General features: G+C 60.2%; 20 protein-coding genes and 3 pseudogenes. 6 read left to right on the forward strand and 17 right to left on the reverse strand.

The window, feature by feature from the left end:
* Window positions 1–51 precede the first annotated feature (51 nt).
* On the forward strand, window positions 52–1,005 hold the full coding sequence (locus tag LJ360_RS13895) for a cyclase family protein (RefSeq protein WP_264994326.1): 954 nt from the start codon (window positions 52–54) through the stop codon (window positions 1,003–1,005).
* Between the two features lie 214 nt (window positions 1,006–1,219).
* On the opposite strand, the gene LJ360_RS13900 is transcribed toward LJ360_RS13895, so the two are convergent.
* From LJ360_RS13900 to rpsB, 16 genes and pseudogenes are all read right to left on the reverse strand, one after another.
* The gene (locus LJ360_RS13900) at window positions 1,220–1,885 is read right to left on the reverse strand and encodes an SOS response-associated peptidase (protein ID WP_264994327.1); all 666 of its coding nucleotides are present in this window, start codon (window positions 1,883–1,885) and stop codon (window positions 1,220–1,222) included.
* A gap of 63 nt (window positions 1,886–1,948) precedes the next feature.
* Entirely contained in the window at window positions 1,949–2,647 is a 699-nt protein-coding gene (rnhB, locus tag LJ360_RS13905; protein ID WP_264994328.1) for a ribonuclease HII, read from the reverse strand.
* Entirely contained in the window at window positions 2,647–3,777 is a 1,131-nt protein-coding gene (gene lpxB / locus LJ360_RS13910; protein WP_091854171.1) for a lipid-A-disaccharide synthase, read from the reverse strand. The genes rnhB and lpxB overlap by 1 nt, the downstream gene beginning before the upstream one ends.
* Window positions 3,778–3,866: 89 nt before the next feature.
* A pseudogene (gene lpxA, locus LJ360_RS13915) lies at window positions 3,867–4,657 on the reverse strand (acyl-ACP--UDP-N-acetylglucosamine O-acyltransferase).
* Complete coding sequence (gene fabZ / locus LJ360_RS13920) at window positions 4,657–5,094, reverse strand: 3-hydroxyacyl-ACP dehydratase FabZ (protein ID WP_264994329.1); 438 nt, start codon at window positions 5,092–5,094, stop codon at window positions 4,657–4,659. Before fabZ ends, lpxA begins: the two are co-directional and overlap by 1 nt.
* Window positions 5,095–5,106: 12 nt before the next feature.
* Window positions 5,107–6,131 (reverse strand): annotated as a pseudogene (lpxD, locus tag LJ360_RS13925) (UDP-3-O-(3-hydroxymyristoyl)glucosamine N-acyltransferase).
* Between the two features lies 1 nt (window position 6,132).
* On the reverse strand, window positions 6,133–6,588 hold the full coding sequence (locus tag LJ360_RS13930; RefSeq protein WP_413774431.1) for an OmpH family outer membrane protein: 456 nt from the start codon (window positions 6,586–6,588) through the stop codon (window positions 6,133–6,135).
* 169 nt (window positions 6,589–6,757) lie between these two features.
* Window positions 6,758–9,076 (reverse strand): outer membrane protein assembly factor BamA, encoded by a 2,319-nt coding sequence (bamA, locus tag LJ360_RS13935; protein WP_091854136.1) that lies wholly within the window; start codon window positions 9,074–9,076, stop codon window positions 6,758–6,760.
* A 43-nt stretch (window positions 9,077–9,119) separates the two neighbouring features.
* Window positions 9,120–10,466, reverse strand: coding sequence for an RIP metalloprotease RseP (gene rseP / locus LJ360_RS13940; protein ID WP_264996048.1), 1,347 nt, complete (start codon window positions 10,464–10,466; stop codon window positions 9,120–9,122).
* Window positions 10,467–10,500: 34 nt separating this feature from the next.
* A pseudogene (gene ispC, locus LJ360_RS13945) lies at window positions 10,501–11,705 on the reverse strand (1-deoxy-D-xylulose-5-phosphate reductoisomerase).
* A gap of 2 nt (window positions 11,706–11,707) precedes the next feature.
* The gene (locus LJ360_RS13950) at window positions 11,708–12,550 is read right to left on the reverse strand and encodes a phosphatidate cytidylyltransferase (RefSeq protein ID WP_264994331.1); all 843 of its coding nucleotides are present in this window, start codon (window positions 12,548–12,550) and stop codon (window positions 11,708–11,710) included.
* Window positions 12,551–12,678: 128 nt separating this feature from the next.
* Window positions 12,679–13,452 (reverse strand): polyprenyl diphosphate synthase, encoded by a 774-nt coding sequence (uppS, locus tag LJ360_RS13955; protein ID WP_264994332.1) that lies wholly within the window; start codon window positions 13,450–13,452, stop codon window positions 12,679–12,681.
* Window positions 13,453–13,490: 38 nt separating this feature from the next.
* On the reverse strand, window positions 13,491–14,048 hold the full coding sequence (gene frr / locus LJ360_RS13960; RefSeq protein WP_264994333.1) for a ribosome recycling factor: 558 nt from the start codon (window positions 14,046–14,048) through the stop codon (window positions 13,491–13,493).
* Window positions 14,049–14,163: 115 nt separating this feature from the next.
* Entirely contained in the window at window positions 14,164–14,892 is a 729-nt protein-coding gene (gene pyrH, locus LJ360_RS13965; RefSeq protein WP_091854146.1) for a UMP kinase, read from the reverse strand.
* A gap of 204 nt (window positions 14,893–15,096) precedes the next feature.
* On the reverse strand, window positions 15,097–15,966 hold the full coding sequence (gene tsf / locus LJ360_RS13970) for a translation elongation factor Ts (RefSeq protein ID WP_091854148.1): 870 nt from the start codon (window positions 15,964–15,966) through the stop codon (window positions 15,097–15,099).
* Window positions 15,967–16,097: 131 nt separating this feature from the next.
* Window positions 16,098–16,850, reverse strand: coding sequence for a 30S ribosomal protein S2 (gene rpsB, locus LJ360_RS13975; protein ID WP_091854150.1), 753 nt, complete (start codon window positions 16,848–16,850; stop codon window positions 16,098–16,100).
* 349 nt (window positions 16,851–17,199) lie between these two features.
* Between rpsB and map the strand changes: the two genes are divergently transcribed.
* Window positions 17,200–17,970 (forward strand): type I methionyl aminopeptidase, encoded by a 771-nt coding sequence (map, locus tag LJ360_RS13980; RefSeq protein WP_264994334.1) that lies wholly within the window; start codon window positions 17,200–17,202, stop codon window positions 17,968–17,970.
* Window positions 17,971–20,619 (forward strand): [protein-PII] uridylyltransferase, encoded by a 2,649-nt coding sequence (locus LJ360_RS13985; RefSeq protein ID WP_264994335.1) that lies wholly within the window; start codon window positions 17,971–17,973, stop codon window positions 20,617–20,619.
* Between the two features lie 34 nt (window positions 20,620–20,653).
* Here the strand turns inward: LJ360_RS13985 and LJ360_RS13990 are convergent, their stop codons facing one another.
* A complete protein-coding gene (locus tag LJ360_RS13990) occupies window positions 20,654–21,799 on the reverse strand; it encodes an RNA-guided endonuclease InsQ/TnpB family protein (protein ID WP_264994336.1) in 1,146 nt (381 codons plus the stop codon).
* A gap of 125 nt (window positions 21,800–21,924) precedes the next feature.
* Here LJ360_RS13990 and dapC point away from each other — a divergent pair, with 125 nt between their 5' ends.
* The 3 genes from dapC to dapD are packed head-to-tail and all read left to right on the forward strand — an operon-like array spanning window position 21,925 to window position 24,534.
* Window positions 21,925–23,127: a succinyldiaminopimelate transaminase gene (gene dapC, locus LJ360_RS13995; protein ID WP_264994337.1), complete on the forward strand. Its 1,203-nt coding sequence runs from the start codon at window positions 21,925–21,927 to the stop codon at window positions 23,125–23,127.
* Between the two features lie 16 nt (window positions 23,128–23,143).
* On the forward strand, window positions 23,144–23,488 hold the full coding sequence (locus tag LJ360_RS14000; RefSeq protein WP_091854159.1) for an ArsC family reductase: 345 nt from the start codon (window positions 23,144–23,146) through the stop codon (window positions 23,486–23,488).
* 17 nt (window positions 23,489–23,505) lie between these two features.
* A complete protein-coding gene (dapD, locus tag LJ360_RS14005) occupies window positions 23,506–24,534 on the forward strand; it encodes a 2,3,4,5-tetrahydropyridine-2,6-dicarboxylate N-succinyltransferase (RefSeq protein ID WP_091854174.1) in 1,029 nt (342 codons plus the stop codon).

Here is a 24,534-nt window from a genome sequence, read left to right on the forward strand (position 1 = left end):
CATACGCAGCCAGCATTCCCCAACAAAAAACCACATGATGGAGCAGATCCCATGAGAGCAATAATAAAGCCACTTCTGGCAACAATCGTCTCAGGTACTTTAATCGCCGCAACCGCGCCGGGCGCGATTGCGAACGATGACTGGCAGACTTCCAAGTGGGGTGACGACGATACGATTGGTGCCGCCAATTACCTGTCCGCAGATCGTATCCTGGAAGCGACACGCCTGGTCACTGAAGGCAAGGCCTACTCCCTGGGTGTTGAGCTAAATCGTGACTTCCCTGCGTATGGCACGCGCTTCTTTGACATCACCGTGATGGAGCCCAGGGCCGGCGGTCAGGCTATCGGGCCAACCAAGCTGACCAGCACGGATGACATTCTTCATACCTGGCTGGGCATTGGCAGTCAGATCGATGGCTTCGGCCACATCGGCATCGATCACAAACATTACAACGGGCTGGCAGCTGAGGACATCGTAGCTGTTGATGGCCTGAAAAAGCTGGGCACAGAAGGTATTCCTCCTATCGTCACCCGTGGCGTGCTTCTGGACATGACGAAACACTTCGGCCAGGACATGCTCACCGAGGGACAGGGTTTCAACCGCGAAGAAATCCGCGCTGCAGCGGAAGCCCAAGGTGTGAAGATTCAGGAGGGAGACGTCGTGCTGTTCCATACCGGCTGGCTAAGCCTGGTCGGTGAAGATAATGAACGGTTTGGCAAGGCTCAACCGGGACTGGGTGTCGATGGTGCTAACTATTTGGCTGACCAGGGCGTCGTTGCCGTCGGTGCGGATAACTGGGGCCTGGAAGTCATCCCCTTTGAAGAAGGTACCGGCGTATTCGAAGTTCATCAGACCCTGCTGGCCAAGAATGGCGTCTATATTCTTGAAAACATGAATACGGCTGAACTAGCCAAAGATAATGTGCATGAATTCATGTTCGTTCTGGGGCAACCCAAAGTTAAGGGTGCCGTACAGATGATGGTGAACCCGATAGCCATCAAGTGAATATTGACTTATAGGTGTTGCAGCGCAGGTCCCGTTCCTCGTGAGGAACGGGACCGTTGACTCAGTTCCAGGAAACAGACGTCCGCCGCGCTGATCTATTTACGGTTGCAAAGTACTGGTTTAAGAAGCGTACCACAACCTGGATCTGGTCATTGCTCTCTCCTTTCACCCCCCAATCACTGGGTAGCGCCATTCTCTGGCTCTTTCTCAATGCCTAATCTGCCGGAAGCACTTCGCCCTCTGCGACGGGTTTCAGGTCCCTGGTACCCCTGACCGGCTCACACACCAACGGCGCCGGGATATGTGTCTTCATCAGGTGTGCAAAGGCATCGGTATGATGAAAGTCCGGGTCCAGCCACAGGTCAAAATCCTCCGGCCGGAGCATCAACGGTATGCTCGCGGGGTGAATGTGACTGAACCTTGGGTGTGGCGGCAAGGTGATGACGGTGAAAGAGCTCACCTGTTCCTCACCAAAATGCCACGACTGCCATAGCCCGGCCAGGGCGGTGGCCTCCCCCTGCGGGTGGATGTTGTAGACCTGCTTGCCCTGCCATTCATGGAAGGCGCTGACCGGCACAATACAGCGGTGGGAGGGATAGACCTTCTTCCAGAGCGGGCTGCTGGTGAGTCGGTCACTGCGCGCATTGAAGGTTTGGAACTTCGGATTTGGCCGGTAGCCATGCCCCTCCGGCCGGGGCTCGATCAATAGCGACCAGATACCCGGTTCAAGGTAACGATCTCCACCAGCTTCCATAACAAACTCACCAATACCGCCCGGGGGGACGTTCAACTGGGGGCGCGGCGCAATGCCCGGCAAGCCCAGTTGCCCCATCAGTTCCTGGACCTCTGGCGAATCTGTGACGTTATAACGACCGCACATGGGCTGGCTTCCTGACCAAGGTACACCGTGACACCCTGAGCTTACACCAGTCGGGGAGTGGTTTCAGACCTTCTCGAAAAGGTCCTCCGGCCAATGCAGTTCTTCCCCGTGGATGTCAGCAATACCAGCCTGTTCACCCTGCCAGACCCCGAACGCCTCCAGTGCCTCCTGGACCGGGCGGAATGAGCGGCGATGAATGGGGGTGACGCCCTGGCGCTGTAATGCCTCCAGGTGTACGGGTGTGGGATAGCCTTTGTGGCCGGCCAGGCCATAGCCAGGATAGATTTCTTCCATAGCGACCATTTCCCGGTCACGGGTAACCTTTGCCAGGATAGACGCTGCACTGATGGCGGCAACCCGGCCATCGCCCTTGATAACGGGTTCGGATGGCCAGTGCCAGTTCGGGCAGCGGTTGCCGTCTACCAGCACGTATTCCGGCGGCACGCATAGCCCGGCTACGGCACGCTCCATGGCCAGCAGGGTAGCCTGGTAGATGTTAAGGCGGTCGATTTCGTCGGCTTCGCAGCGGCCGAGGCTCCAGGCAGCAGCCTTTTCAATGATTTCGTCGTACAGCGCCTCCCTGCGCTTTTCGGTAAGTTTCTTGGAATCCGCCAGGCCCTTGATGGGACGGTCCGGGTGCAGTATGACGGCTGCAGTCACCACTGGCCCTGCAAGGGGACCGCGACCTACCTCGTCGACACCAGCCAGCTTCCAGCCCTGGTATTGGCATTCGAACGGAGGCAGTACAGCTTTAGCGGCCATCAGCGTCTTTCCTTTTCGATCAATGCGGACACCGCCTCGGCAGCACGCTCGTCAGCGTTGCGACGCAGCATGTGGTGCAGGCGAGTGAAGGCCTCATGCAGCCGCTCCCGCTCCGCTGGATTGTCCAGCCGCTCCAGTACGGCTGCAGCCAGTTTCTCTGGCGTGGCGTTATCCTGCAACAATTCCGGGACCAGTTCCTCCTGCGCGAGCAGGTTGGGCAGGGACACCCAGGGCACCTTCACCAGTCGGGAGACCAACGCATAACTGAGATTACTCAGGCGATAGCCCACCACCATGGGCTTTTTCAGCAGCATGGCTTCCAGGGTGGCGGTTCCGGAAGCCAGCAGAACGACGTCTGCGGCCGCCATCACTTCCCTGGATCGGCCCCTGACCACTGTCAGCGGCAGTTTTACATCCAGGGCATCGGCCAATGCCCTGACCTGCACTTCCCTTTCACGATTTACGCAGGGCACCACCAACTGTAGGTCCGGGTGTACCGCCTGCAACTTTCGGGCAGTTTCCATGAAAAGGCCGCCCAGTCGTTCCACCTCCCCGGCCCGGCTGCCTGGCAGTATCGCCAACACTGGCTTGTCCTGGTCGAGCCCGAGGGCGTCCCGGGCACCGGCGGTGTCCACTTCCATCGACACACGCTCCGCCAAGGGATGGCCCACAAAGGCCACTGGCACCTGGTGTTCCTCATAGAAGCGGGCCTCGAAGGGCAGCAAGGTCAACATCAGGTCAACGGAGCGAGCGATACGAAAAATACGCTTCTGGCGCCAGGCCCAGACTGAGGGGCTGACGTAATGGGCGGTGGGTATGCCCGCCTTGCGGCAGCGCTCTTCCACACCCAGGGTAAAATCCGGTGAGTCGATGCCAATGACCACGTCCGGCGGCGTGGTCAGCAAGTAGTTCATCAGGCGGGCACGGATAGCAAAGAGTTCACGCAGCCGGCCAAGCACCTCCACTAGTCCCATCACCGATAGACGCTCCATGGGAACCAGGGAATGAAAGCCTTCGGCAATCATTTCCTCGCCACCGATACCCACGAACCGGGCATTGGGATAGCGTTTGCGCAGGGAGCGAATCAGGCCGGACCCGAGAATATCCCCGGAAGCCTCACCAGCCACCATGGCAATGGTGACCGGTGACCGGTGAATAACCCCGGGCACCGACGAAGGCTGCTCAGTAATGGAAACGTCGGCGGAAGTCACCGGACGACCTAGCGGACGATGCCCCGGTCGGCGATGCGCAGGGACTCCATCAGAGGCTGCATTTCGGGCAGGGAGGGCCACGCCTTCTCCAGCTCCTCAAGTGCCTGGGCTGTGGTGAGGCCCTGACGGTAGATCATCTTGTAGGCCCGGCGCAGCTCGGCCAGCACCTCCTTGCTGAAGCCACGACGACGCAACCCTTCGGTGTTGATGCCATGGGGGCTGGCCGACTGGCCACTGGCCATCACATAGGCGGGGATATCTTTGAGGACGATGCTGCCCCCGCCACTCATGCTGTGGGGGCCGATATGGCAGAACTGGTGCACCATGTGCCACCACCGAGGATCGCCCAGTCGCCAATGGTTACATGGCCAGCCAGGGTCGCACAGTTGGCCAGGATGGTGTTGTCACCAATCACGCAGTCATGGGCCACGTGAACATAGGCCATCAACAGGTTATCACTGCCGATACGGGTTTCGCCCCGGTCCTGCACCGTACCACGATGGATGGTGCAGCTCTCACGGATAACGTTATTGTCGCCAATGACCAGGGTAGTCGGTTCGCCGGCGTACTTCTTGTCCTGGCAGTCCTCGCCCACACTGGCAAACTGGAATATGCGGTTGTTGCGACCGATCACGGTCGGGCCCTTGATCACCACATGGGAATGCACCTCGGTGCCTTCACCGATCTCGACCCCCGGTCCGATGTAACTCCACGGCCCCACACTGACCCCGTCAGCCAGTTTGGCGGAAGGATCAACGATTGCCTGGGGATGGACACCATTCCAGTGCTTTTCAGTCATCAAGCGTCTCTCTCGGCCGACATGACTTCTGCAACACAGACTACCTCGCCATCCACCAGCGCGCGACAGTCAAATTTCCAGATGCCATGCTTGTTGGACAACAGGGTAGACTCCAGGCGAAGCTGGTCTCCCGGCACGACCGGACGCTTGAAACGGGCCTTGTTGGACCCCGCCAGCAGGTGGATAGAACCATCCGCGGCAGAGCGGCCCGCGGTAACATAGCCGAGGATACCCGATACCTGGGCCATGGCTTCGATGATCAACACGCCGGGCATAATGGGCTTGCCCGGAAAATGGCCGGTAAAGAACGGCTCATTGAAAGTCACATTCTTGTAGCCGACTATCGATTTACCGGCTTCCACTTCCACCACGCGATCCACCAACAGGAAGGGGTATCGGTGTGGCAGAAAGTTCATTATTTCGTCAATTTGCATCATCGGGTATTGGCCTCAGCCCTCAATTTTCTTTTCCAGTTCCTTCAACCGGCGCGCCATGGCGTCCAGCTGTCTGAAGCGAGCAGCGTTCTTGCGCCATTCGCGATTGGTCATATGACCAGTACCGGAGGAGTACACCCCCGGCTCACGGATATCTCCGGTAACCAGCGACATGCCCGTTACCTGTACGCCATCGGCAATGGTCAGGTGGCCACTGATTCCGGCAGCGCCACCAAACATGCAGTGGCTGCCGATGCGGGTACTGCCGGCAATGCCGACCTTGCCCGCCATGGCGCTGTGATCGCCAATCTGGACGTTGTGGGCGATCTGCACCAGGTTGTCGAGCTTGACGCCGTTGCCCAGGCGGGTATCGTCCAGGGCACCCCGGTCAATGGCGGTGTTAGCGCCCACTTCCACGTCGTCCCCCAGGGTCACGCCGCCTATCTGGGCGATGCGGTGCCAGGCACCCTTGTGAACGGCAAAGCCAAACCCGTCAGAACCGATCACGGCCCCGCTGAGGATATGGCAACGCTTGCCCATGGTGACGCCGTGGGCCAGGGTAACCCGCGGACGCAGTATACTCTGGTCACCGATGACACAACCGGCGCCAATAATGGAGTGAGCACCAACGACCACGCCATCACCCAGCCTGACGCCTGCCTCGATGACCACGTAGGGACCAATGCTGGCACTGGCAGGGACCGTCACCGACTCATCGATAATCGCCGTGGGTGCACCCCGACCACCGGCGCCGGTGACGTATCAAACTCGTGGCTGATGCGAGCATACCCAAGGTAGGGATCGTCCAGTACCAGGACATTGGTCGGTACCTTGTCGGCCATGGCCGGGGAAACCAGTACCGCCCCTGCCCGGGTGCGTTCCAGGTGACGACCGTAGGAGGGGTTGGCCAGAAAGCTCAGCTGATCCGGCTGCGCCGCCTCCAGTGTCGCCAACCCGGTAATGACCAGGTGCGGGTCACCCCTGAGTTCGGCACCCAGTGCACTGGCAATCTCCCCGAGCGTGATGGTCCTGGCAGGCATATTACTGATTCAGCTTTTCCAGCAGTTGTTCGGTCAGGTTCAGTTCCGGCTTGACCGAAACCACTGCCTCAGAAGGCAGGATGATATCCAGGTCGTGTTCTTCCATCAGCGCTTTCACGGCGGCATCGACTTCCGGACGCGCCTGGTCCAGGAACGCCTGCTTACGGCTATTCAGCGTCTGATCCAGCTGCTGCTTCTGGCGAGTGAACGCCTCTGCCTTTTGCTGGAACTCGGCCGTCAGCTGCTGGCGCTCGCTTTCGTTCATCATGGCACCGTCTTTCTGCAGGCGTTCCTGCAGCCGGCGGGCCTCCTGCTGGGCCTCACGAACCTGGGCCTCCGTACCGGAGAACTCCTGCTCCAGCTGATCACTGAACGCCCGCGCATCGTCAGACGAAAACAACGCCTGGCGCAGGTCAACCACGCCGATACGGGTTTCCGCCAGGGCTGGCATAGCCATGACCAGCGCCACGGCAGCCACAAACACTCGCACGCCCGGCGCACGCTTTACGAATTTCCTGAATCCAGCCATTGTGTTGCCTCCTGTCCTGCCATGCGGTTTCCAGGCTCTTTTTGCCTGAAAAGCCACCCCATTGCTGTGACCGCGATCGCCCCATGGCATGCGGTCGTCAGAAACTCTGTCCCAGCGAGAACTGGAATATCTGGGTCTCATCACCGCTCTTGTCGGTAATTGGCTTCGCCAGGCTGAACGCCAGCGGGCCAACTACGGTAATCCACTGGAAGCCGACACCTACCGAGGCGCGGATTTCACCAAACTCCGGGTCAAAGCCGCGGGCCGTGTCAAACACCTGGCCGGCGTCCAGGAAGAATGCCGTGCGCATGCTGCGGGTGTCGCCGGCAAACGGGGTCGGTACGATCAGCTCCAGGCTGCCCTCCGTGAGGACGTTACCGCCAAACGGGTCATCATCGTCGGTCCAGGTCTTGTTGGTATCGACACGGTTACCCAGGGAGTTGGCCTCGAAGCCCCTTACCGAGCCATAACCGCCAGCATAGAAGTGCTCATAGAACGGCATCTGGGAGCGGTCGCCGTAACCATCACCGTAACCCAGTTCGCCACGGGCACGGATAGCCCAGGTTTCCTGCTCATTCAGCGGCCAGAAGCTGTCTCCCCGATAACGCAGCTTATAGAAGGTCAGGTCACTGCCCGGCACTGCCACATCGGCCGACAGCGTATGGCTGTAACCATCCGTAGGCAGCATGCCCCGGTTAAGGGTGCTGCGGCGCCACGAACCAGTGAGGAAGTAGTTGTTGAAGTCGTTGCCTTCTTCCTCGATAAAGCGCAGCACCTCGTCTGCGGTGTAATCACCGGGCTTGATCTTCGACAGGGTATAGCCCACCCCGAAATTCAGGCGGGTGAAGCGGTCGATGGGATAACCGAAGGTCAGGCGACCGCCGTATTCGTCGAGCAGGTAGGAGGAAATGTCCTGCTCCTCAAAGTCCGTCTCCCGGGCGAACAGGCTGAAGCCCCGGCTGACGCCGTCCACGGTGTAGTAGGGATCTTCGTAGGAGAAGTTGGCGCTCTTGATGGAATCGCTCACGTTGGCGCCGATGGACACCCGCTTGCCGGTGCCGAAAAAGTTGTTCTCGGAAATATTCGCCCCCAGGATGACCCCGGAAACCTGGGAGAAACCGATAGAGGCAGACAGACTGCCGGTAGGCTGCTCTTCGACGCTGTAGTTAACATCCACCAGGTCGTCCGAGCCGGGCACCGGTATGGTATCTACAGAAACGGAACGAAAATACCCGAGGCGCTCCAGCTGGTCCTTGGAGAACTCGATGCGGTCGGTGGAGGCCACCCCGCCTTCCATCTGGGTCATTTCCTGGCGCAGGACCTCGTCCTTAGTGGTTACGTTGCCGGTGAAGTTGATACGACGCACATAGGTACGCTTGCCCGGCTCCACATAGAAGGTCACAGCCGCGGTGTCTTCCGAGTCTGACTCGGGAATGGCGTTGACGTTGGCAAAGGTGTAGCCCTCACGCCCAAGCCGGCGGGACAGACGCTCGGAAGTGGCAGTCAGCTCTGAGCGGGAGAGCACATCCCCCGGCTCCAGCTCGATCAGCTCACGCAGTTCTTCCTCACCGACAATCAGCTCACCACGCAACTGAATATCAGAAATCGTGTACTGACGGCCTTCATTCACAGAGACCGCCACAAAGACATCCTGCTTGTCCGGCGAAATGGACACCTGGCTGGACTCGATATTGAAGTCCAGGTAGCCCTGATCAAGGTAATGGGAGCGCAGGGATTCCAGGTCACCGCTCAGGCGTTCGCGGGCATACTTGTCCTTGCTGGTAAGGGAGTTCCACCAGCTGCTGGTGCGCAGTTCAAACAGGTCCAGCAATTCTTCGTCAGAGAAGGCATCGTTCCCCACGATGTTGATATGGCGGATGGCGGCGACGTCGCCTTCGTTAATATCCAGGCGAATAGCAACCCGGTTACGGGGCAGCTCCTCTGCGTTGGCCTTCACCCGCGCATTGTAACGGCCCTGCCCGACGTAGGAGCGCAAAATCTCCAGTTCAAGTCGCTCCAGGGTGGCCCGGCGGAACACCTGCCCTTCCTGCATGCCGGCACCGGAGAGCGCATCCATCAGCACATCGGTTTCGATGTTCTTGTTGCCCTCGATATCAATGGAGGCAATGGCAGGCCGCTCCTGGACCTCCAGGATCAGGGTGCCGTTGTCACGGTAGGCTTCGATGTCGGTGAAAAGACCAGTCTTGAACAGGGTGCGAATGGCCTCGGCCAGCTCCTGTTCGCTGAGGGATTCGCCAATATCGACAGGAAACGCCGAAAACACGTTACCGGCCGAAACCCGCTGCAGGCCTTCGACTTCGATATCCGCCACCGTAAATTCCTGTGCCGTGGCCGGCTGGCTGGCCATACCGGCAAGGGCAAGACCAATCGCTGCACCCAGTAAAGAACGTCTCATTCAGTCAGATCGCCTGTTTATGCGCGTAAGGAGCTCGCAATTCTCACAACCGCATCAGGTCGTTGTAAAGAGCAAACACCATTAAAGTCAGAATCATGGCCATACCGATCCGCAATCCCAGTGCCTGTACCTGCTCGGAGAGCGGGCGCCGGCGGATGGCCTCGATGGTGTAATAAACTATGTGCCCGCCGTCCAACACCGGTATGGGCAGCAGGTTGAGAATGCCCAGACTGACACTCAGATAGGCCAGGAAACGGACAAAGTCCTCAAACCCGGAGCTGACGCTGGCCTCTGCTACCCGGGCAATGGTGATCGGCCCACTGAGATTGGTTGGCGACAGCAGGCCGGTAATCATCTTTTGTATCGCCACCAGGGTCAACCGGGTATCGGACCAGGTTTCCGAAAATGCGTTGGGAATCGCCGCCAGTGGCCCGTAACGAACCTCCCGCAGCATGTTATCCGGCCAGCTGACCTGGGCCACACCGGCACCCACATAGCCCTGCTCGACACCCTCCACCTCTCGAACAGCGGGGGTAACCTGCAGGGTCAGGGTGTCATCACCACGCCGGACCCGCAGCTCCAGGGATTGTTCGGGTGACTGCTGGATCACTTCCACCAGTGCAAACCAGTCTGCTACCGGCTCGCCATTGGCTGCGAGCACCCGGTCGCCTTCCTGTAGTCCCGCTGCCTCTGCACGTCCGCCGCTGACAACCTGCCCGATTTGCGCCGGTACATCCGGACGCAGCGGACTCAGGCCAAACTGGCCAAGAGGATCGGGGTTATCGTCCGGCAGCTGCCAGCCGTTCAGCGTGGTGGTCAGTGTACGCTCGCCCTGACCGTCGCTGATGGTGAAGCTGACTTCGTCCTGTTCGCCTGCCCGCTCCAGCAGGCGCATATTGATGTCCCGCCAGGAGGTCACGTTTCGGCCATCCACCTGGTGAATCTCCATGCCGGACCGGAGCCCCATGCGGTCTGCAATGGAGCCTTCGGCAATCTCGCCGGTCACCGGCGCGACCGTGGTGAAGCCCACCACGCTGAGCAGCCAGTAGGCGGCAATGGCAAAGATAAAGTTGGCGGCAGGACCCGCGGCGGCAATGGCGATACGCTGCCCTGGTGGCTTTGAGGTAAATGCCTCATGACGCTGGTCGTCCGGCACCGGGCCTTCCCGCTCGTCCAGCATCTTGACGTAGCCACCAAGTGGGATGGCCGCAATCGCAAACTCGGTGCCATGGCGGTCATAGCGGGACCAGATGGGATTGCCAAAGCCCACCGAAAAACGCAGCACCCGCACACCACACTTGCGGGCCACCCAGAAGTGGCCGAACTCATGGATGGTCACCAGGATGCCGAGTGTGACGATCAGCGCCAGTACTGTCTGCAGAATGTCCAACATGGTGTCAGGGTGGCCTCCGGCCGTTACAACGTCAGGGCGCCAGGGTGCGTCTGGTCCGGCGTTCGATTTCAGCGCGAGCCTCGACCCGGCCAGCCTGGTCCGCCGCCATGATGGCACCGAAATCATCCGCGGCCCGGGTGGGCACCCTGGCAAGGGTATGCTCTATGATAACCGGGATATCGGCAAAGCAAAGCTCCCCGGAGAGGAAGGCCGCCACTGCCTCCTCATTGGCAGCATTGAGCACCGCCGGTGCCGTGCCGCCCGCCTCGAAGGCTTCCGCCGCCAGGCGCAGGCAGGGGAAGCGCTCCACGTCCGGGCGCTCGAAATGAAAACGCCCCAGGGCGAACAGGTCCAGCGGCGCCACCCCGGCATCCACCCGCTCCGGCCACGCCAGGCCATTGGCAATGGGGGTGCGCATGTCCGGGCTGCCCAGCTGGGCCAGCACAGAGCCGTCCACATATTCCACCATGGAGTGGATGATGCTCTCAGGGTGCACATGGACTTCGATCTGGTCCGGCCGGTGTTGAACAGCCAGCACGCCTCGATGAGCTCCAGCCCCTTGTTCATCAGGGTGGCGGAATCCACCGAGATTTTCTGGCCCATGGACCAGTTGGGGTGCTTGCAGGCCTGGGCAGGGGTCACCTCACGGAGCATGTCCTGCGTATGGTTACGGAAAGGCCCGCCAGAGGCGGTCAGCAGGATGCGCCGCACCCCTGCACCGGGCAGGTCCCGCACCCGCTCCGCCGGCAGGCACTGAAAGATGGCATTATGTTCGGAATCAATGGGCAGCAGAAGGGCGCCGGACTGCGCCACGGCGTCCATGAACAACTGTCCGGACATCACCAGGGCTTCCTTGTTGGCCAGCAACACCCGCTTGCCGGCCTTGACCGCGGCCAGCGTGGGAGCCAGTCCTGCGGCACCGACAATGGCGGCTACCACGGTATCGGCTTCTGTCGCCTCAGAGACCTCCACCAGCCCGGCTTCACCGGCCAGCACCCGGGTATCGGAAAGGTCCGCCAGGGCCCGTTCCAGCTGTTCCGCCGCTGCAGCATCCGCCATCACCGCGACCGCAGGCCGGAACTCACGACACAGGGCGGCCATGTCGTCCACGTTGGTGGACGCCGTGAGCGCATACACAGAGAATCGATCCGAATGACGGCGTACCACGTCCAGGGTACTGAGCCCGATGGATCCGGTCGCCCCCAGCAGGGTCAGGTGACGCTTGGCAGCCTGGATCGTCACAGCGTAGCTCCTGCGGATAACCAGCCCACCAGGGTAATGATCAGGGCGAAAAGGGGAATGGCGGCGGTCAGGCTGTCAATCCGGTCCATAATACCGCCGTGGCCGGGCAGAAGCTGGCTGCTGTCCTTGATGCCGCGAAAACGCTTCAGCATGCTTTCGAGCAGATCCCCTACAACGGAAACCGCCGCCACCACAACGCTGGCCACCAGCAGCAACAGGATATCGGCCGTCTGGGCGCCTGCTACAAGCCCCGCCGCAATGGCCAGCAGGGCCACCGCCACCAGGCCACCCCAGACCCCGGCCCAGGACTTGCCCGGGCTGACACGGGGTGCCAGCTTGGCCTTGCCAAATGCCTTGCCGGAGAAATACGCACCAATATCAGCCACCCAGACCACCAGGAAGACATAGAGAATCGCCAGCAGGCCGCTGTCCAGCTCGCCAAACAGCAGCGTGCCGTTGCGAAGGTGATTGAGGCCGACCCAGGCCGGCACCAGCACCAGAAGGCCCATCAGACCCCTGACCACCGGGTTGCTCCAAAGGGCGCTGGCCCGCGGATACAGGCGTACCATCTGCAGGGCCACCAGCCACCAGGCCAGGCCAAGCCACAGCAGTGGCAGGGTCGGCAGGTTATAGACGGCAACCAGGATAAGGGCCACCAGGGCACCATAGCCTGCGCGGGCCGGACCACTGGTATAGCCGGCCATATTGGCCCACTCCCAGGCACCCAGGGTGATCGCCACGCCGGTAAATACGGCAAAGCCCAGCGGCGGCAGGAAGAAGATGCCGATGACGGCAATGGGCGCCAGGATCAGCGCGGTCAGAATTCGGGTCTTGAGCACGTCGCTATTCGCTCTTGTCCTTGGCTCAGTCTGTTTCTTGTTCTCTGGCGCAGGCCAGCCCCGATAGCCACCGGAGCCTGGCCAGCGAACCCGTCGGGAGCAGCCCGCAACGCCTTGTTACTGAGCAATTATTGCTGGGCAGCCAGACGCTGGTCCACCTGGTCGTCAGTCTGGCCAAACCGGCGCTTGCGCCGGGCGTAGGCCTCCAGGGCCTTGCGCATCTCGTCGCTGCGAAAATCCGGCCAGAACACCTCGGAGAAGTAGAACTCGGTATAGGCCAGATGCCACAACAGGAAGTTGCTGATGCGCTGCTCCCCTGCCGTGCGGATCATCAGGTCCGGCATGGGCAGATCACCAATGGACAGGTACTGCTGGATGAGGTCGTCAGTAATGTCCGACGGCGTCAGTTCACCGGCTGCCACCCTGGCCGCGACCTGACGGGTCGCCTGGGTGATGTCCCAGTGGCCTCCGTAATTGGCGGCAATCACCAGGGTCATCAGGGTATTATCCCGGGTCAGCTCTTCCGCCCTCGCCATGTGCTCCTGCAGCAAGGGGGTGAAAGCGCTGCGATCACCGATAATACGCAGGCGGATGTTGTTGCGGTGAAGCTTTTTAACTTCCCGTTCCAGCGCAAACAGGAACAGGCGCATAAGGGCGGACACTTCGTCCTCCGGCCGTCGCCAGTTCTCGCTGGAGAAGGCGAACAGGGTGAGCACCTCCACCCCTTCCCGGGCGCAGGTCTCAACCACCGACCGCACCGAATTCACGCCCGCCTTGTGGCCAGCCACTCCGTTGAGCCGCCGGGCCTTGGCCCAGCGGTTATTGCCATCCATGATAATGGCGACGTGACGCGGAACCTTGCCGGCTTCTACCGGTATTTCCGCTGTTACTGAATCCGTCATGCAGTCCCCTGGTACCGATCGGGCATTACTTCTGGCGGTTATACCGCCATCAGGTCATCTTCCTTCGCCTTGAGCGCCTTGTCGACCTCGGCAATGTACTGGTCAGTCAGCTTCTGGATCAGGTCTTCACCGCGACGCTGGTCGTCTTCGGTGATTTCCTTTTCCTTTTCCAGCTCTTTCAGGTCGTTATTGGCGTCACGACGGGCATTACGGATACCTACCCGGGCATTTTCCGCGTCGTGCTTGGCCTGCTTGACCATCTCCCGCCGGGTCTCTTCCGTCAGCATGGGCATGGGCACGCGGATGATGTCGCCACTGGTAGCGGGGTTCAGGCCCAGGTCGGAGGACATGATGGCCTTCTCGATGGTGGGAATCAGGTTCTTCTCCCAGGGTGATACGGTCAGGGTGCGGTTATCTTCGACGTTAACGCTGGCCACCTGTTTCAACGGTGTATCCTGGCCGTAATAGTTAACGTGCACACTGTCCAGGATCGCAGGGTGGGCACGACCTGTACGGATCTTGTTGAAGGCGGATGAAAGGGCCTCCAGGCTCTTCTTCATGCGCTTTTCGGCATCGGCTTTGATATCGTCAATCACTTTGCGCGTCCTCGCTTGTCTGTTTGTCTCTGCCCACGCCAGTCAGGCATGGAGCATGAATTCGTCTGGCCGGGAGGCTAGCTCGCCCGTTCCACCCGGTGGCTGGGTGGGGCGCCTATTCGACGAGCGTCCCTTCCGGCTCACCGGTCACAATGCGGGTCAGCACACCCGGCGCGGTCATATTGAATACCCGCAGCGGCATGCCGTGGTCCCGTGCCAGGCAGATGGCAGTCAGGTCCATCACACCCAGTTTCTTGTCCAGAACCTCATCATAGGTCAGGCGGTCGTATTTCACCGCTGAAGGATCTGTCATGGGATCCGCGGAGTAAACGCCATCCACCTTGGTGGCCTTGAGCACCGCATCCGCCTCAATCTCGATACCCCGGAGACAGGCCGCGGAATCCGTGGTGAAGAACGGATTTCCCGTACCAGCACAGAAGATCACCACATCGCCGTCCTTGAGGTCACGCACGGCCCGGCGACGGTCGTAGTGTTCCACGATACCACTCATGGGAATGGCGGACATGACCCGGGTGCGGATGTTCGAGCGCTCGAGGGCGTCCCGCATGGCCAGCCCGTTCATGACGGTCGCCAGCATGCCCATGTGGTCACCGGTCACGCGATCCATCCCGGCGGCGTTCAGGGCAGCGCCCCGGAACAGGTTACCACCACCAATCACCAGCCCCACCTGGACACCGATACCGATCAGGGCACCAATTTCCAGTGCCATCCGGTCGAGGACCTTGGGATCAATACCAAACTCGTGCTCACCCATCAGGGCCTCGCCACTGAGCTTGAGCAGAACGCGCTTGTATCTGGGCTGGGTTTTGGATGATGCTGGCATGCTGTTCCCCTCGTCGCTGGAGTTTCTGGGTGCTATGGACCTGTATCTGACATGCTCCTCATGCCCTGGCAAAAGGGGCATCTCAGATACAAGCCCGCCACGGCAGCCCGGGCGAACCCGCACTGGCGTGGCAGACTGAGGGGGCTCCGGCAAAAACCGGAGACCCCGTCGGAGCGATGAACACCGCCCCGGGGGTCAGCAGACTCAGGCCTTGCCGGTACCGGCGGCGGCAGCCACCTCGGCAGCGAAGTCCACTTCTTCCTTTTCGATGCCCTCGCCCACTTCCAGGCGAACGAAGCCGACCAGCTCAGCGCCGTTGGCTTTCAGCAGTTCGCCAACGGTCTGGTCCGGGTTCTTCACGAAAGGCTGTTCTACAAGGCTGTTCTCCTTGAGGAACTTCTTGATACGGCCGCCCATCATCTTCTCGACGATCTCGGCAGGCTTGCCTTCCATATCCGGCTGGGCCTTGATGATGTCCTTCTCTTTTTCGACTTCCTCGGCAGGCATGTCTTCCGGCTTGCCTACACGGGGGTTAACGGCAGCAGCATGCATGGCGACATCACGGGCAATTTCCGGGTCACCAGCAGTCATTGCCACGACAGCGGCAATCTTGTTGGTGTTGTGCACGTAACCACCGACCACAGGGCCTTCTACCTTTACAATACGGCGAACGGTAATGTTCTCACCGATCTTCTGGACCAGCGCTTCACGCTTGGCTTCCAGGTCACCTTCCATCAGCTTGGCGACGTCAGTTTCGCCACGCTCGAAAGCAACATCCAGCACATCGTTGGCGAAGTTGACGAAGTTGTCGTCACGGGCCACGAAGTCAGTCTCGGAGTTCACTTCCAGGATAAAGGCGACGGTGTTGTCGTCAGAGATCTTTACCAGGGACACGCCTTCAGCGGCGGTACGGCCGGCTTTCTTGGCGGCCTTCAGACCGGACGACTTGCGCAGCTCTTCAATTGCAGCTTCAACACTGCCCTCAGCTTCCACCAGTGCCTTCTTGCATTCCATCATGCCAAGGCCGGTGCGCTCGCGGAGCTCTTTGACCATTGCAGCGGTAATAGCAGCCATGTTCAATCCTCTTAACAGTTAGAACCAGCCGGACCCTGGTTGGGCCCGGCGGTTGAATCCAGCGAAAGGGAGGCGGTTACCCTCGCCCCCCATTCAATCGGGTCAACGTGATAGCCGTATGACCAGCAGCGTTACTCGGCTGCGGGGGCTTCGCCGGCTGCAGGCTCTTCGCTGACTTCAACAAACTCGTCAGCAGCGCCGCCAGCCTGGGCAGCTTCGATGCAGGTGTCGGCGACGGCCTTCACGTAGATCTGGATGGCGCGGATGGCGTCATCGTTGCCCGGAATCACATAGTCAACGCCGTCCGGATCACTGTTGGTGTCGACAACGCCGATAACGGGAATGCCCAGCTTGTTGGCTTCCTTGATGGCGATACGCTCGTGGTCCACGTCAATAACGAACATGGCGTCCGGCAGGCCACCCATATCCTTGATACCACCGATAGAACGCTCCAGGCGCTCCATTTCACGGGTGCGGTCCAGGGCTTCTTTCTTGGTCAGCTTGTCGAAGGTACCGTCCTGGCTCTGGGTTTCCAGGTCACGGTAGCGACGAATAGACTGACGGATGGTCTTGTAGTTGGTCAGCATGCCACCGAGCCAGCGATGGTTGACGAACGGCTGACCGGAACGCTCGGCTTCTTCCTTGATGATCTTGGCGGCGGCGCGCTTGGTGCCGACGAACAGGATCTTGTTCTTGTTACCTGCCAGCTGCTCAATGAACTGCAGCGCATCGTTCATGGCAGGAACAGTCTGTTCCAGGTTGATGATATGAATCTTGTTGCGGGCGCCGAAGATGAACTTCGACATTTTCGGGTTCCAGTAGCGAGTCTGGTGACCGAAGTGAGCACCTGCCTTGAGCAGGTCACGCATATTTACCTGAGCCATGATAGTTACCTTTTAGCTTCGGGTTAGTCCTCCACACGTCCGATTGCTCCAACCTGAGCGGCTTTCAGCCATAAAACAGGCACCCTGGAACAACGTGCTGACGCGTGTGTGATTTTGCCGGCGGCTCCGGGCCAGGCCCGGGTTCGCATTTCGGCGGCGCGTTTATACCATAAACCGGCCCGTTGAGGCCAGTCTTTCGTGCTTCCTTGTACCTGTGGAGGCAGCCCCTTAAAATAGGGACTTCGCCCCGCCTGCCCATGACGGCAGAGGCCGCAGCAGGTGCCATGCCGGTACCCGATAAACCAGTGCGGCCCCACCAGGCGACCCCATTCATTCAGCAGGAATTCCAATGACTGTATCCATCAAGACACCGGACGAAATCGAGAAGATGCGTGTGGCCGGTCGCCTGGCGGCCGAGGTGCTGGAAATGCTCGACGAGCACGTCAAGCCCGGCGTTACCACTGAGGAACTCGACCGTGTTGCCCATGACTATATCGTCAACGAGCAGCAGGCCATTCCGGCGCCCCTGAACTACAAGGGATTCCCCAAGTCCATCTGCACCTCTGTCAACCATGTGGTCTGCCACGGCATCCCGACAGAGAAGAAGGTGCTCAAGGACGGCGACATCATCAATATTGATGTCACGGTGATCAAAGATGGTTACCACGGTGACACCAGCAAGATGTGGGTCGTCGGCAACCCCAAGCCGGGCACCGAGCGACTGATCCGAATTACCCAGGAGTGCCTATATAAGGGTATCGAGCTGGTCAAACCTGGCACCCGCCTGGGGGACATTGGTCATGTGATCCAGGAACACGCGGAGAAGCACCGCTATTCCGTGGTGCAGGACTTCTGTGGCCACGGCATTGGCAAGGTCTTCCACGAAGAGCCCCAGGTGATGCATTACGGCAAGCCCGGCACCGGAATGGAATTGAAAGAAGGCATGACCTTTACCATTGAGCCCATGATCAACCAGGGCAAGTACCACACCAAGGTGCTGGGGGATGGCTGGACCGCCGTCACCAAGGACCACAAACTTTCCGCGCAGTGGGAGCACACCATCCTGGTCACCGCGGATGGCCACGAAGTGCTCACCAAGCGCAAGGAAGAGTCTTTCTGAGTGGACACCACGGTTCTCACCTACCAGATCGCTAACGACCCGTCACCCGTGCGGGCCGCCCGGGAGCTGTTACGGGATGCCTACGAGGCCGACGCCCAGGCGTTCCGCAATGGCGCCGATGTCCGCGACCTGGTGAAGTCCCGAGCCGATACGGTCGACCGGGTACTGAGAACCATCTGGAACCGTTATGACTTTGCCAGCTCCCCGGACATTGCCCTGCTGGCAGTGGGCGGCTATGGCCGCGGGGAGTTGCACCCCCATTCAGACATCGATCTGCTGATCCTGACCCGCGATGGCATTGCGGAGAGCTGGCACGATGACCTGGGCGCCTTCGTCACCCTGCTGTGGGACCTCAAGCTGGACATCGGCCACAGTGTGCGCAGCCTCGACGAATCCCGCCAGGCCGCCCGTGACGACGTCACGGTGCTCACCAACCTGCTGGAAACCCGCATGATTGCGGGTCCGGAAGAGTTGCGCACCGAACTCACCCGCATGGTTTACTCCGATGAAGTCTGTAGCGATCGCAGCTACTTTATCGCCAAGCGGGAAGAGCAACTGGCCCGCCACCGCAAGTACAGCAACACCGACTACAACCTGGAGCCGAACCTCAAGGGCGCGCCCGGCGGCCTGCGGGACATCCAGAACATCGGCTGGATCACCAAACGCCATTTTGGCCTGGACAGCATCGCCGACCTGACCCGGTTCAGTATCCTCACCCAGGAAGAGCACGACATTTTGCTCAAGGGCGAGACCTTTCTGTGGCGCCTGCGATACGGCCTGCAGCTGATTGCCGACCGCAACGAGAACCGGCTGCTGTTCGACCACCAGCGGGCCCTGGCGGATATGCTGGGTTACCGGGACAAGGGCCGCAAGCTGGGCGTCGAGCAGATGATGCAGGTCTATTACCGCACCGTACTGGCCCTGTCCGAGCTGACCGACGTTATCCTGCAGTACTACGACGAGGCCATCTTGCAGCAGGACCAGGAAGCGAAGATCCAGCCCCTGAACCGCCGCTTCCGCATCCGCGACCAGTACATCGAAGCCATCAATACCCAGGTGTTTGCCTACGCCCCCTACGCCATCATGGAAATCTTCCTGTTGATGGCCCAGCACCCCTCCATCAAGGGTATACGGGCGTCCACCATTCGTGCCCTGCGGGCGCACCGGCACCTGATTGATGACCAGTTCCGAAACGACCTGGCGGTGACCTCCCTGTTCATGGAACTGGTCAAGACACCCCATCCCCTGGACGAAACCCTGGCCCACATGAAGAAGTACAACGTGCTGGGGCGCTACCTGCCGGAATTCGGCCAGATCATCGGCCAGATGCAGTACGACCTGTTCCACATCTACACGGTGGATACCCACACCCTGAGGGTGATCCGCAACATGGTGCGGATGAACCACCCGGAAAGCCGCACCGAGTTTCCCCTGGCTTCGCGACTGGTGCACCAGCTGCCAAAACCGGAACTGCTCTACCTGGCCGGCCTTTACCACGACGTGGCCAAGGGCCGTGGTGGCGACCATTCCGAGCTGGGCGCAGAGGACGCGGAAGCCTTCTGCCAGCGCCACCACCTGAGCGAGCGGGACACCCAGCTCATCGCCTGGCTGGTGGAGAACCACCTGCTCATGTCCATGACCGCCCAGCGCAAGGACATCTCCGACCCGGACATCATCAACGAATTTGCCCGGGCGGTGCCCAGCCAGGTCCACCTGGACTATCTGTACGTGCTGACGGTTTGCGACATCAGCGCGACGAATCCCAAACTGTGGAATACCTGGCGGGCCTCCCTGCTGCGCCAGTTGTACGTGGAAACCAAGCGGGCCCTGCGCCGGGGCACCGAGACGCCCTTCAACCGGGAAGAGTGGGTGCGTGCCACCCAGGCGGAAGCCCGGGGCATCCTCAATGCCCAGGGCGTTACCGACGAACAGATTGACCGCATCTGGGACACCCTGGACGAGGAATACTTCCTGCAGGACTCCACGGTGGACATCGCCTGGCAGACGGCCGCCATTATCCGGCATGGTGACGACCCCAAGCCGCTGGTGCTGATCCGTGACACCCGGGGCGGCCCCACTGACGGCTATTCCCACATCGTCATCTACGTGAAGGACCGGGTAGCCCTGTTCGCGGCGACCACCGCCATACTGGAACAGCTCAACCTCAATATCGTGGACGCCCGCATCAGCGTGGCCAGCAAGGGGCCCTGGTCCATCAGCTCTTACGTGGTTTTGGATGACCAAGATCAACCCCTTGGCAAGGATCCTGCCCGCAAGGAGCGCGTACGCCAACGGCTTGAGGAAGAACTGGCTGACCCTGACAACTACCCGGAAATCATTCAACGGCGCACGCCCCGGCGGCTGAAGCATTTTTCGTTTCCTACCGAGATCACACTTTCTAATGATACCTATAATCAGCGCACGGTTATCGAAGTGATCACCCCCGACCGCCCTGGGCTGCTGGCCCGGGTTGGGCAGGTCCTGCTGGATCACCGGGTGCGGCTAACTAACGCCAAGATCGCCACCCTCGGCGAACGGGTAGAAGATGCTTTCTTTGTCACTGATGAGCATGGCTGGCCAATCCGCGACCCGGAAGTCTGCCAGGCCCTACAAGAAGACCTGCGTATCATGCTGGATAACATTCATTGACTGCTCGCCCTTCTGAAGGAAGAGGATTCCCAATTCACAGAGAACCGGACAAGGAGGCTGACTCCATGCCACTTACATTCTCTCCAAGGGCTAACACCGCCAGCCCGGCGGCTTTAATGTTAATCGCGGCGTTCAGGTCGCGATCATGTTTGGCTGAGCATTTCGGGCACGTCCAGTGCCGGATGTTCAGAGGCATGGAGTCCATCACAAAGCCGCATCCCGAACAGCGTTTGCTGGACGGGTACCACTGGCCAATCGCCACCACCTGGCGACCGGCCCAGTCAGCTTTGTATTCCAGTTGGCGGACGAACTCGCCCCAGCCGGCATCGCTGATGGATTTGGCCAGGGCCCGGTTGCGCAGCATGCTCTTGACATTGAGGGATTCGACGCAGATCACTTGGTTCTCGTTGACGATCTTGCGGGACAATTTGTGCAAATTGTCCATCCGACAATCAGAGAGCTTGGCGTGAATACGCGCCACCTTCATCCGAGCTTTGGCCCGATTCCGGGAGCCAAGCTTTTTCCGGCTCAGGCGCCGTTGCGCCTTCGCCAGTTTGGTCGCGTATTTCGCCGTATGGCGGGGATTGCCGACTCGGTATCCATCGCTGGTCACGAACAGGTCTTTCAGGCCCAGGTCTATGCCGGTCATTCTCGGAGTGACCGGCAACGTCCTTGGATCAAACTCGCACAGGCAGGACACGAAATAGCGTCCGGCACTGTCTTTGGAAACCGTGATCGTTGTGGGTTCGCAGGGCAGGTCCCGACTCCAGCGAACCGCCAGCGGCTCTTTGGACTTGGCCAGGTACAACTGCCCATCCCGGTACTTGAATGCCGAACGGGTGAACTCCGCCGACTGGCTGTGCCGCTTGCTCTTGAACCGGGGGTAACGAGCCCGACCCTCAAAGAAGTTTTTGAACGCGGTTTGCTGATGCCGGAGACATTGCTGCAACGGCACCGAGCTAACCCTACTCAGATAGGCCAATTCCGGGTCTTTCTTCAAGGCCGTCAGTTGGGCATTGGCTTGAATATAACCAATTGTTTCCTGGCGCTCATAGAAAGCATCAGTGCGATAGCGAAGCACCGCATTGTAGACGAAACGTACACACCCGAACGTCCGAGCAAGAAGCTGTTCTTGCGCGGACGTTGGGTAGAATCGGTATTTGTAGGCACGCTTCTTCATGGCTTACACAATAGCCATAAAACTGTAAAATAGAAATCAATCTAAAGGAGGCCGCGAGAACAGAGTCGGTTAGCACCGACACGCTATCCCCTCACCCAACGTGGGGATTTCTCGCAACGATAGCGATGAACTCCAACCTGTCCCGACTACACCCCTACCCGTTTGAGAAACTGGCCAAGTTGAAGGCCGATGTGGTGCCACCGGCTGACACCCCCCCGATTTCCCTGGGCATTGGCGAGCCCAAGCACCCCTCGCCGGAATTCGTCAAACGGGTGATTGCCGACAACCTGGACCGGCTGGCCAACTACCCAACCACCGGCGGCATGCCGGAACTGCGCCAGGCCATTGCTGACTGGGCCACCCGCCGGTTCCAGCTGAACCCGGGCACCCTCAGGGCCGATGGCAACGTGGTACCCGTTAACGGCACCCGGGAAGGCATCTTCTCATTTGTGCAGGCAGCGATTGACGCCAGCCGTCCGGCCACCGTGGTCAGCCCGAATCCCTTCTACCAGATCTACGAGGGCGCCGCCCTGCTGGCCGGTGCCACACCCGTATACCTGCCCTGCGATGGCAGCAACGGCTTCATCCCGGATTTTGACGCTGTGCCCGAGAGTGTCTGGAGAGACTGCCAGATCCTGTTCCTGTGCTCGCCAGGCAATCCCAGTGGCGCCGTGATACCCCGGGATACCCTGGTTCGGGTCATCGAACTGGCCGACCGGCACGACTTCATCATTGCTTCCGATGAATGCTACTCCGAGCTCTACCCGGACGAAGCCAACCCGCCGGAAGGACTGCTGCAGACCTGCGCCGCCATCGGCCGGGACGACTACGCCCGCTGCGTGGTGTTCCACAGCCTGTCAAAGCGCAGCAACCTGCCCGGCCTGCGCTCCGGCTTCGTGGCCGGCGATGCGAATATCCTGAAAGAATACCTGCGTTATCGCACCTACCACGGCTGCGCCATGCCGATCCACAACCAACTGGCCAGCATCGCCGCGTGGCAGGACGAGGACCACGTAAAGGAAAACCGCGCCGCCTACCGGGCCAAGTTCGAAGCGGTGGTGCCCATCCTGCAGCAGGTCATGAAGGTGGATTTCCCGGACGCCGGGTTCTATCTGTGGCCGCAAACGCCCATGAGCGACGAAGCCTTCGCCCGTGATCTTTCCGCCGAACAGAACGTACACGTGCTGCCAGGTCGTTATCTGTCCCGCACCGTCGACAGCTACAACCCCGGCGAGAACCGCGTACGCATGGCGCTGGTCGCGCCGCTGGAAGAGTGTGTAGAAGCGGCTGAGCGGATTGTGAAGTTTCTGCGGAGCAGAGAAGCTTAAAAACCAGGACCAACCAATGAAACTCTACGGCATCAAGAACTGCGACACCGTCAAGAAGGCCCGCAAGTGGCTGGACGACAACGGCATCGCTTACGACTTCCACGACTTCAAGAAAGACGGCCTGGATGAAACCCTGCTGTCCCGCTGGGAACAGGCCATCGGCTGGGAAGCCTTGATCAATAAACGGGGCACCACCTGGCGAAAGCTGCCGGAGGAGCTTCGTGATACCATTGGCGCCCAGACCGCCCACGAGATCATGCTCGACAACCCGTCGATTATTAAACGGCCGGTGGTGGAGAGCGGTGATCAGGTGAGCGTTGGCTTCAACGCCGAAGAGTGGGCAACACGATTCAAGAAATGATTTCAGAGGAGCACCAGATGAGTTTTGCATTCGGAATTGGCATCGGCAGCCAGAACCAGAAAAGTGAGTGGCTGGAAGTCTTTTATCAGCAGCCGGTGCTGATGCCGGACAGCGACCTGATCGAGATTGCCGGCAACACCCTGGGCTACCAGGGCGGCAACCAGGCCATTGAAGCCACCGCGGAGCAGCTCAAGGCCTTCGCCGATGCACTGGGCTCCACCGCCCAAACAGCCCAGGCAGAGCTGGCACTGAAGGCCGCCGAAAGCAACAGGCCAGTGGCCGTCACCATCCTGGAAACCGACGACACCGCCAGCAGCACCCCTGAGGTGTACCTCAAGCTGCACCTGCTGTCCCACCGTCTGGTGAAGCCCCATGGCGTAAAGCTGGACGGCATCTTCGGCCTGCTGCCCAACCTGGCCTGGACCAACGAAGGCGCCATCGACCTGGATGAATTGCCGGAGCGCCAGCTGCAGGCACGCCTGCAAGGCCGCATCCTGGAAGTCAAATCCGTGGACAAGTTCCCGCAGATGACCGACTACGTGGTACCCCGTGGTGTGCGCATCGCCGACACCGCCCGTGTCCGCCTGGGTGCCTATGTGGGCGAAGGTACTACGGTGATGCACGAGGGCTTCATCAACTTTAATGCCGGCACCGAAGGCACCAGCATGATCGAAGGCCGCGTATCGGCCGGCGTCATGATCGGCAAGGGCTCAGACCTGGGCGGTAGTTGTTCAACCATGGGCACCCTGTCCGGTGGTGGCAACATCATCATCTCCGTTGGCGAAAACTGCCTGCTGGGTGCCAACGCGGGTATCGGCATCCCCCTGGGCGACCGCTGCACCGTAGAAGCCGGCCTGTACATTACCGCTGGCACCAAGGTTGCCCTGCTGGATGACCAGAACAACCTGGTAGAAGTCATCAAGGCCCGCGACCTGGCTGGCAAGCCGGACCTGCTGTTCCGTCGCAACAGCCAGACTGGTGCGGTGGAGTGCAAGACCAACAAGACCGCCATCGAGCTGAACGAAGATTTGCACGCGAATAACTGA

The organism is Marinobacter sp. AN1, from assembly GCF_026013985.1.
Lineage (GTDB): Bacteria > Pseudomonadota > Gammaproteobacteria > Pseudomonadales > Oleiphilaceae > Marinobacter > Marinobacter segnicrescens.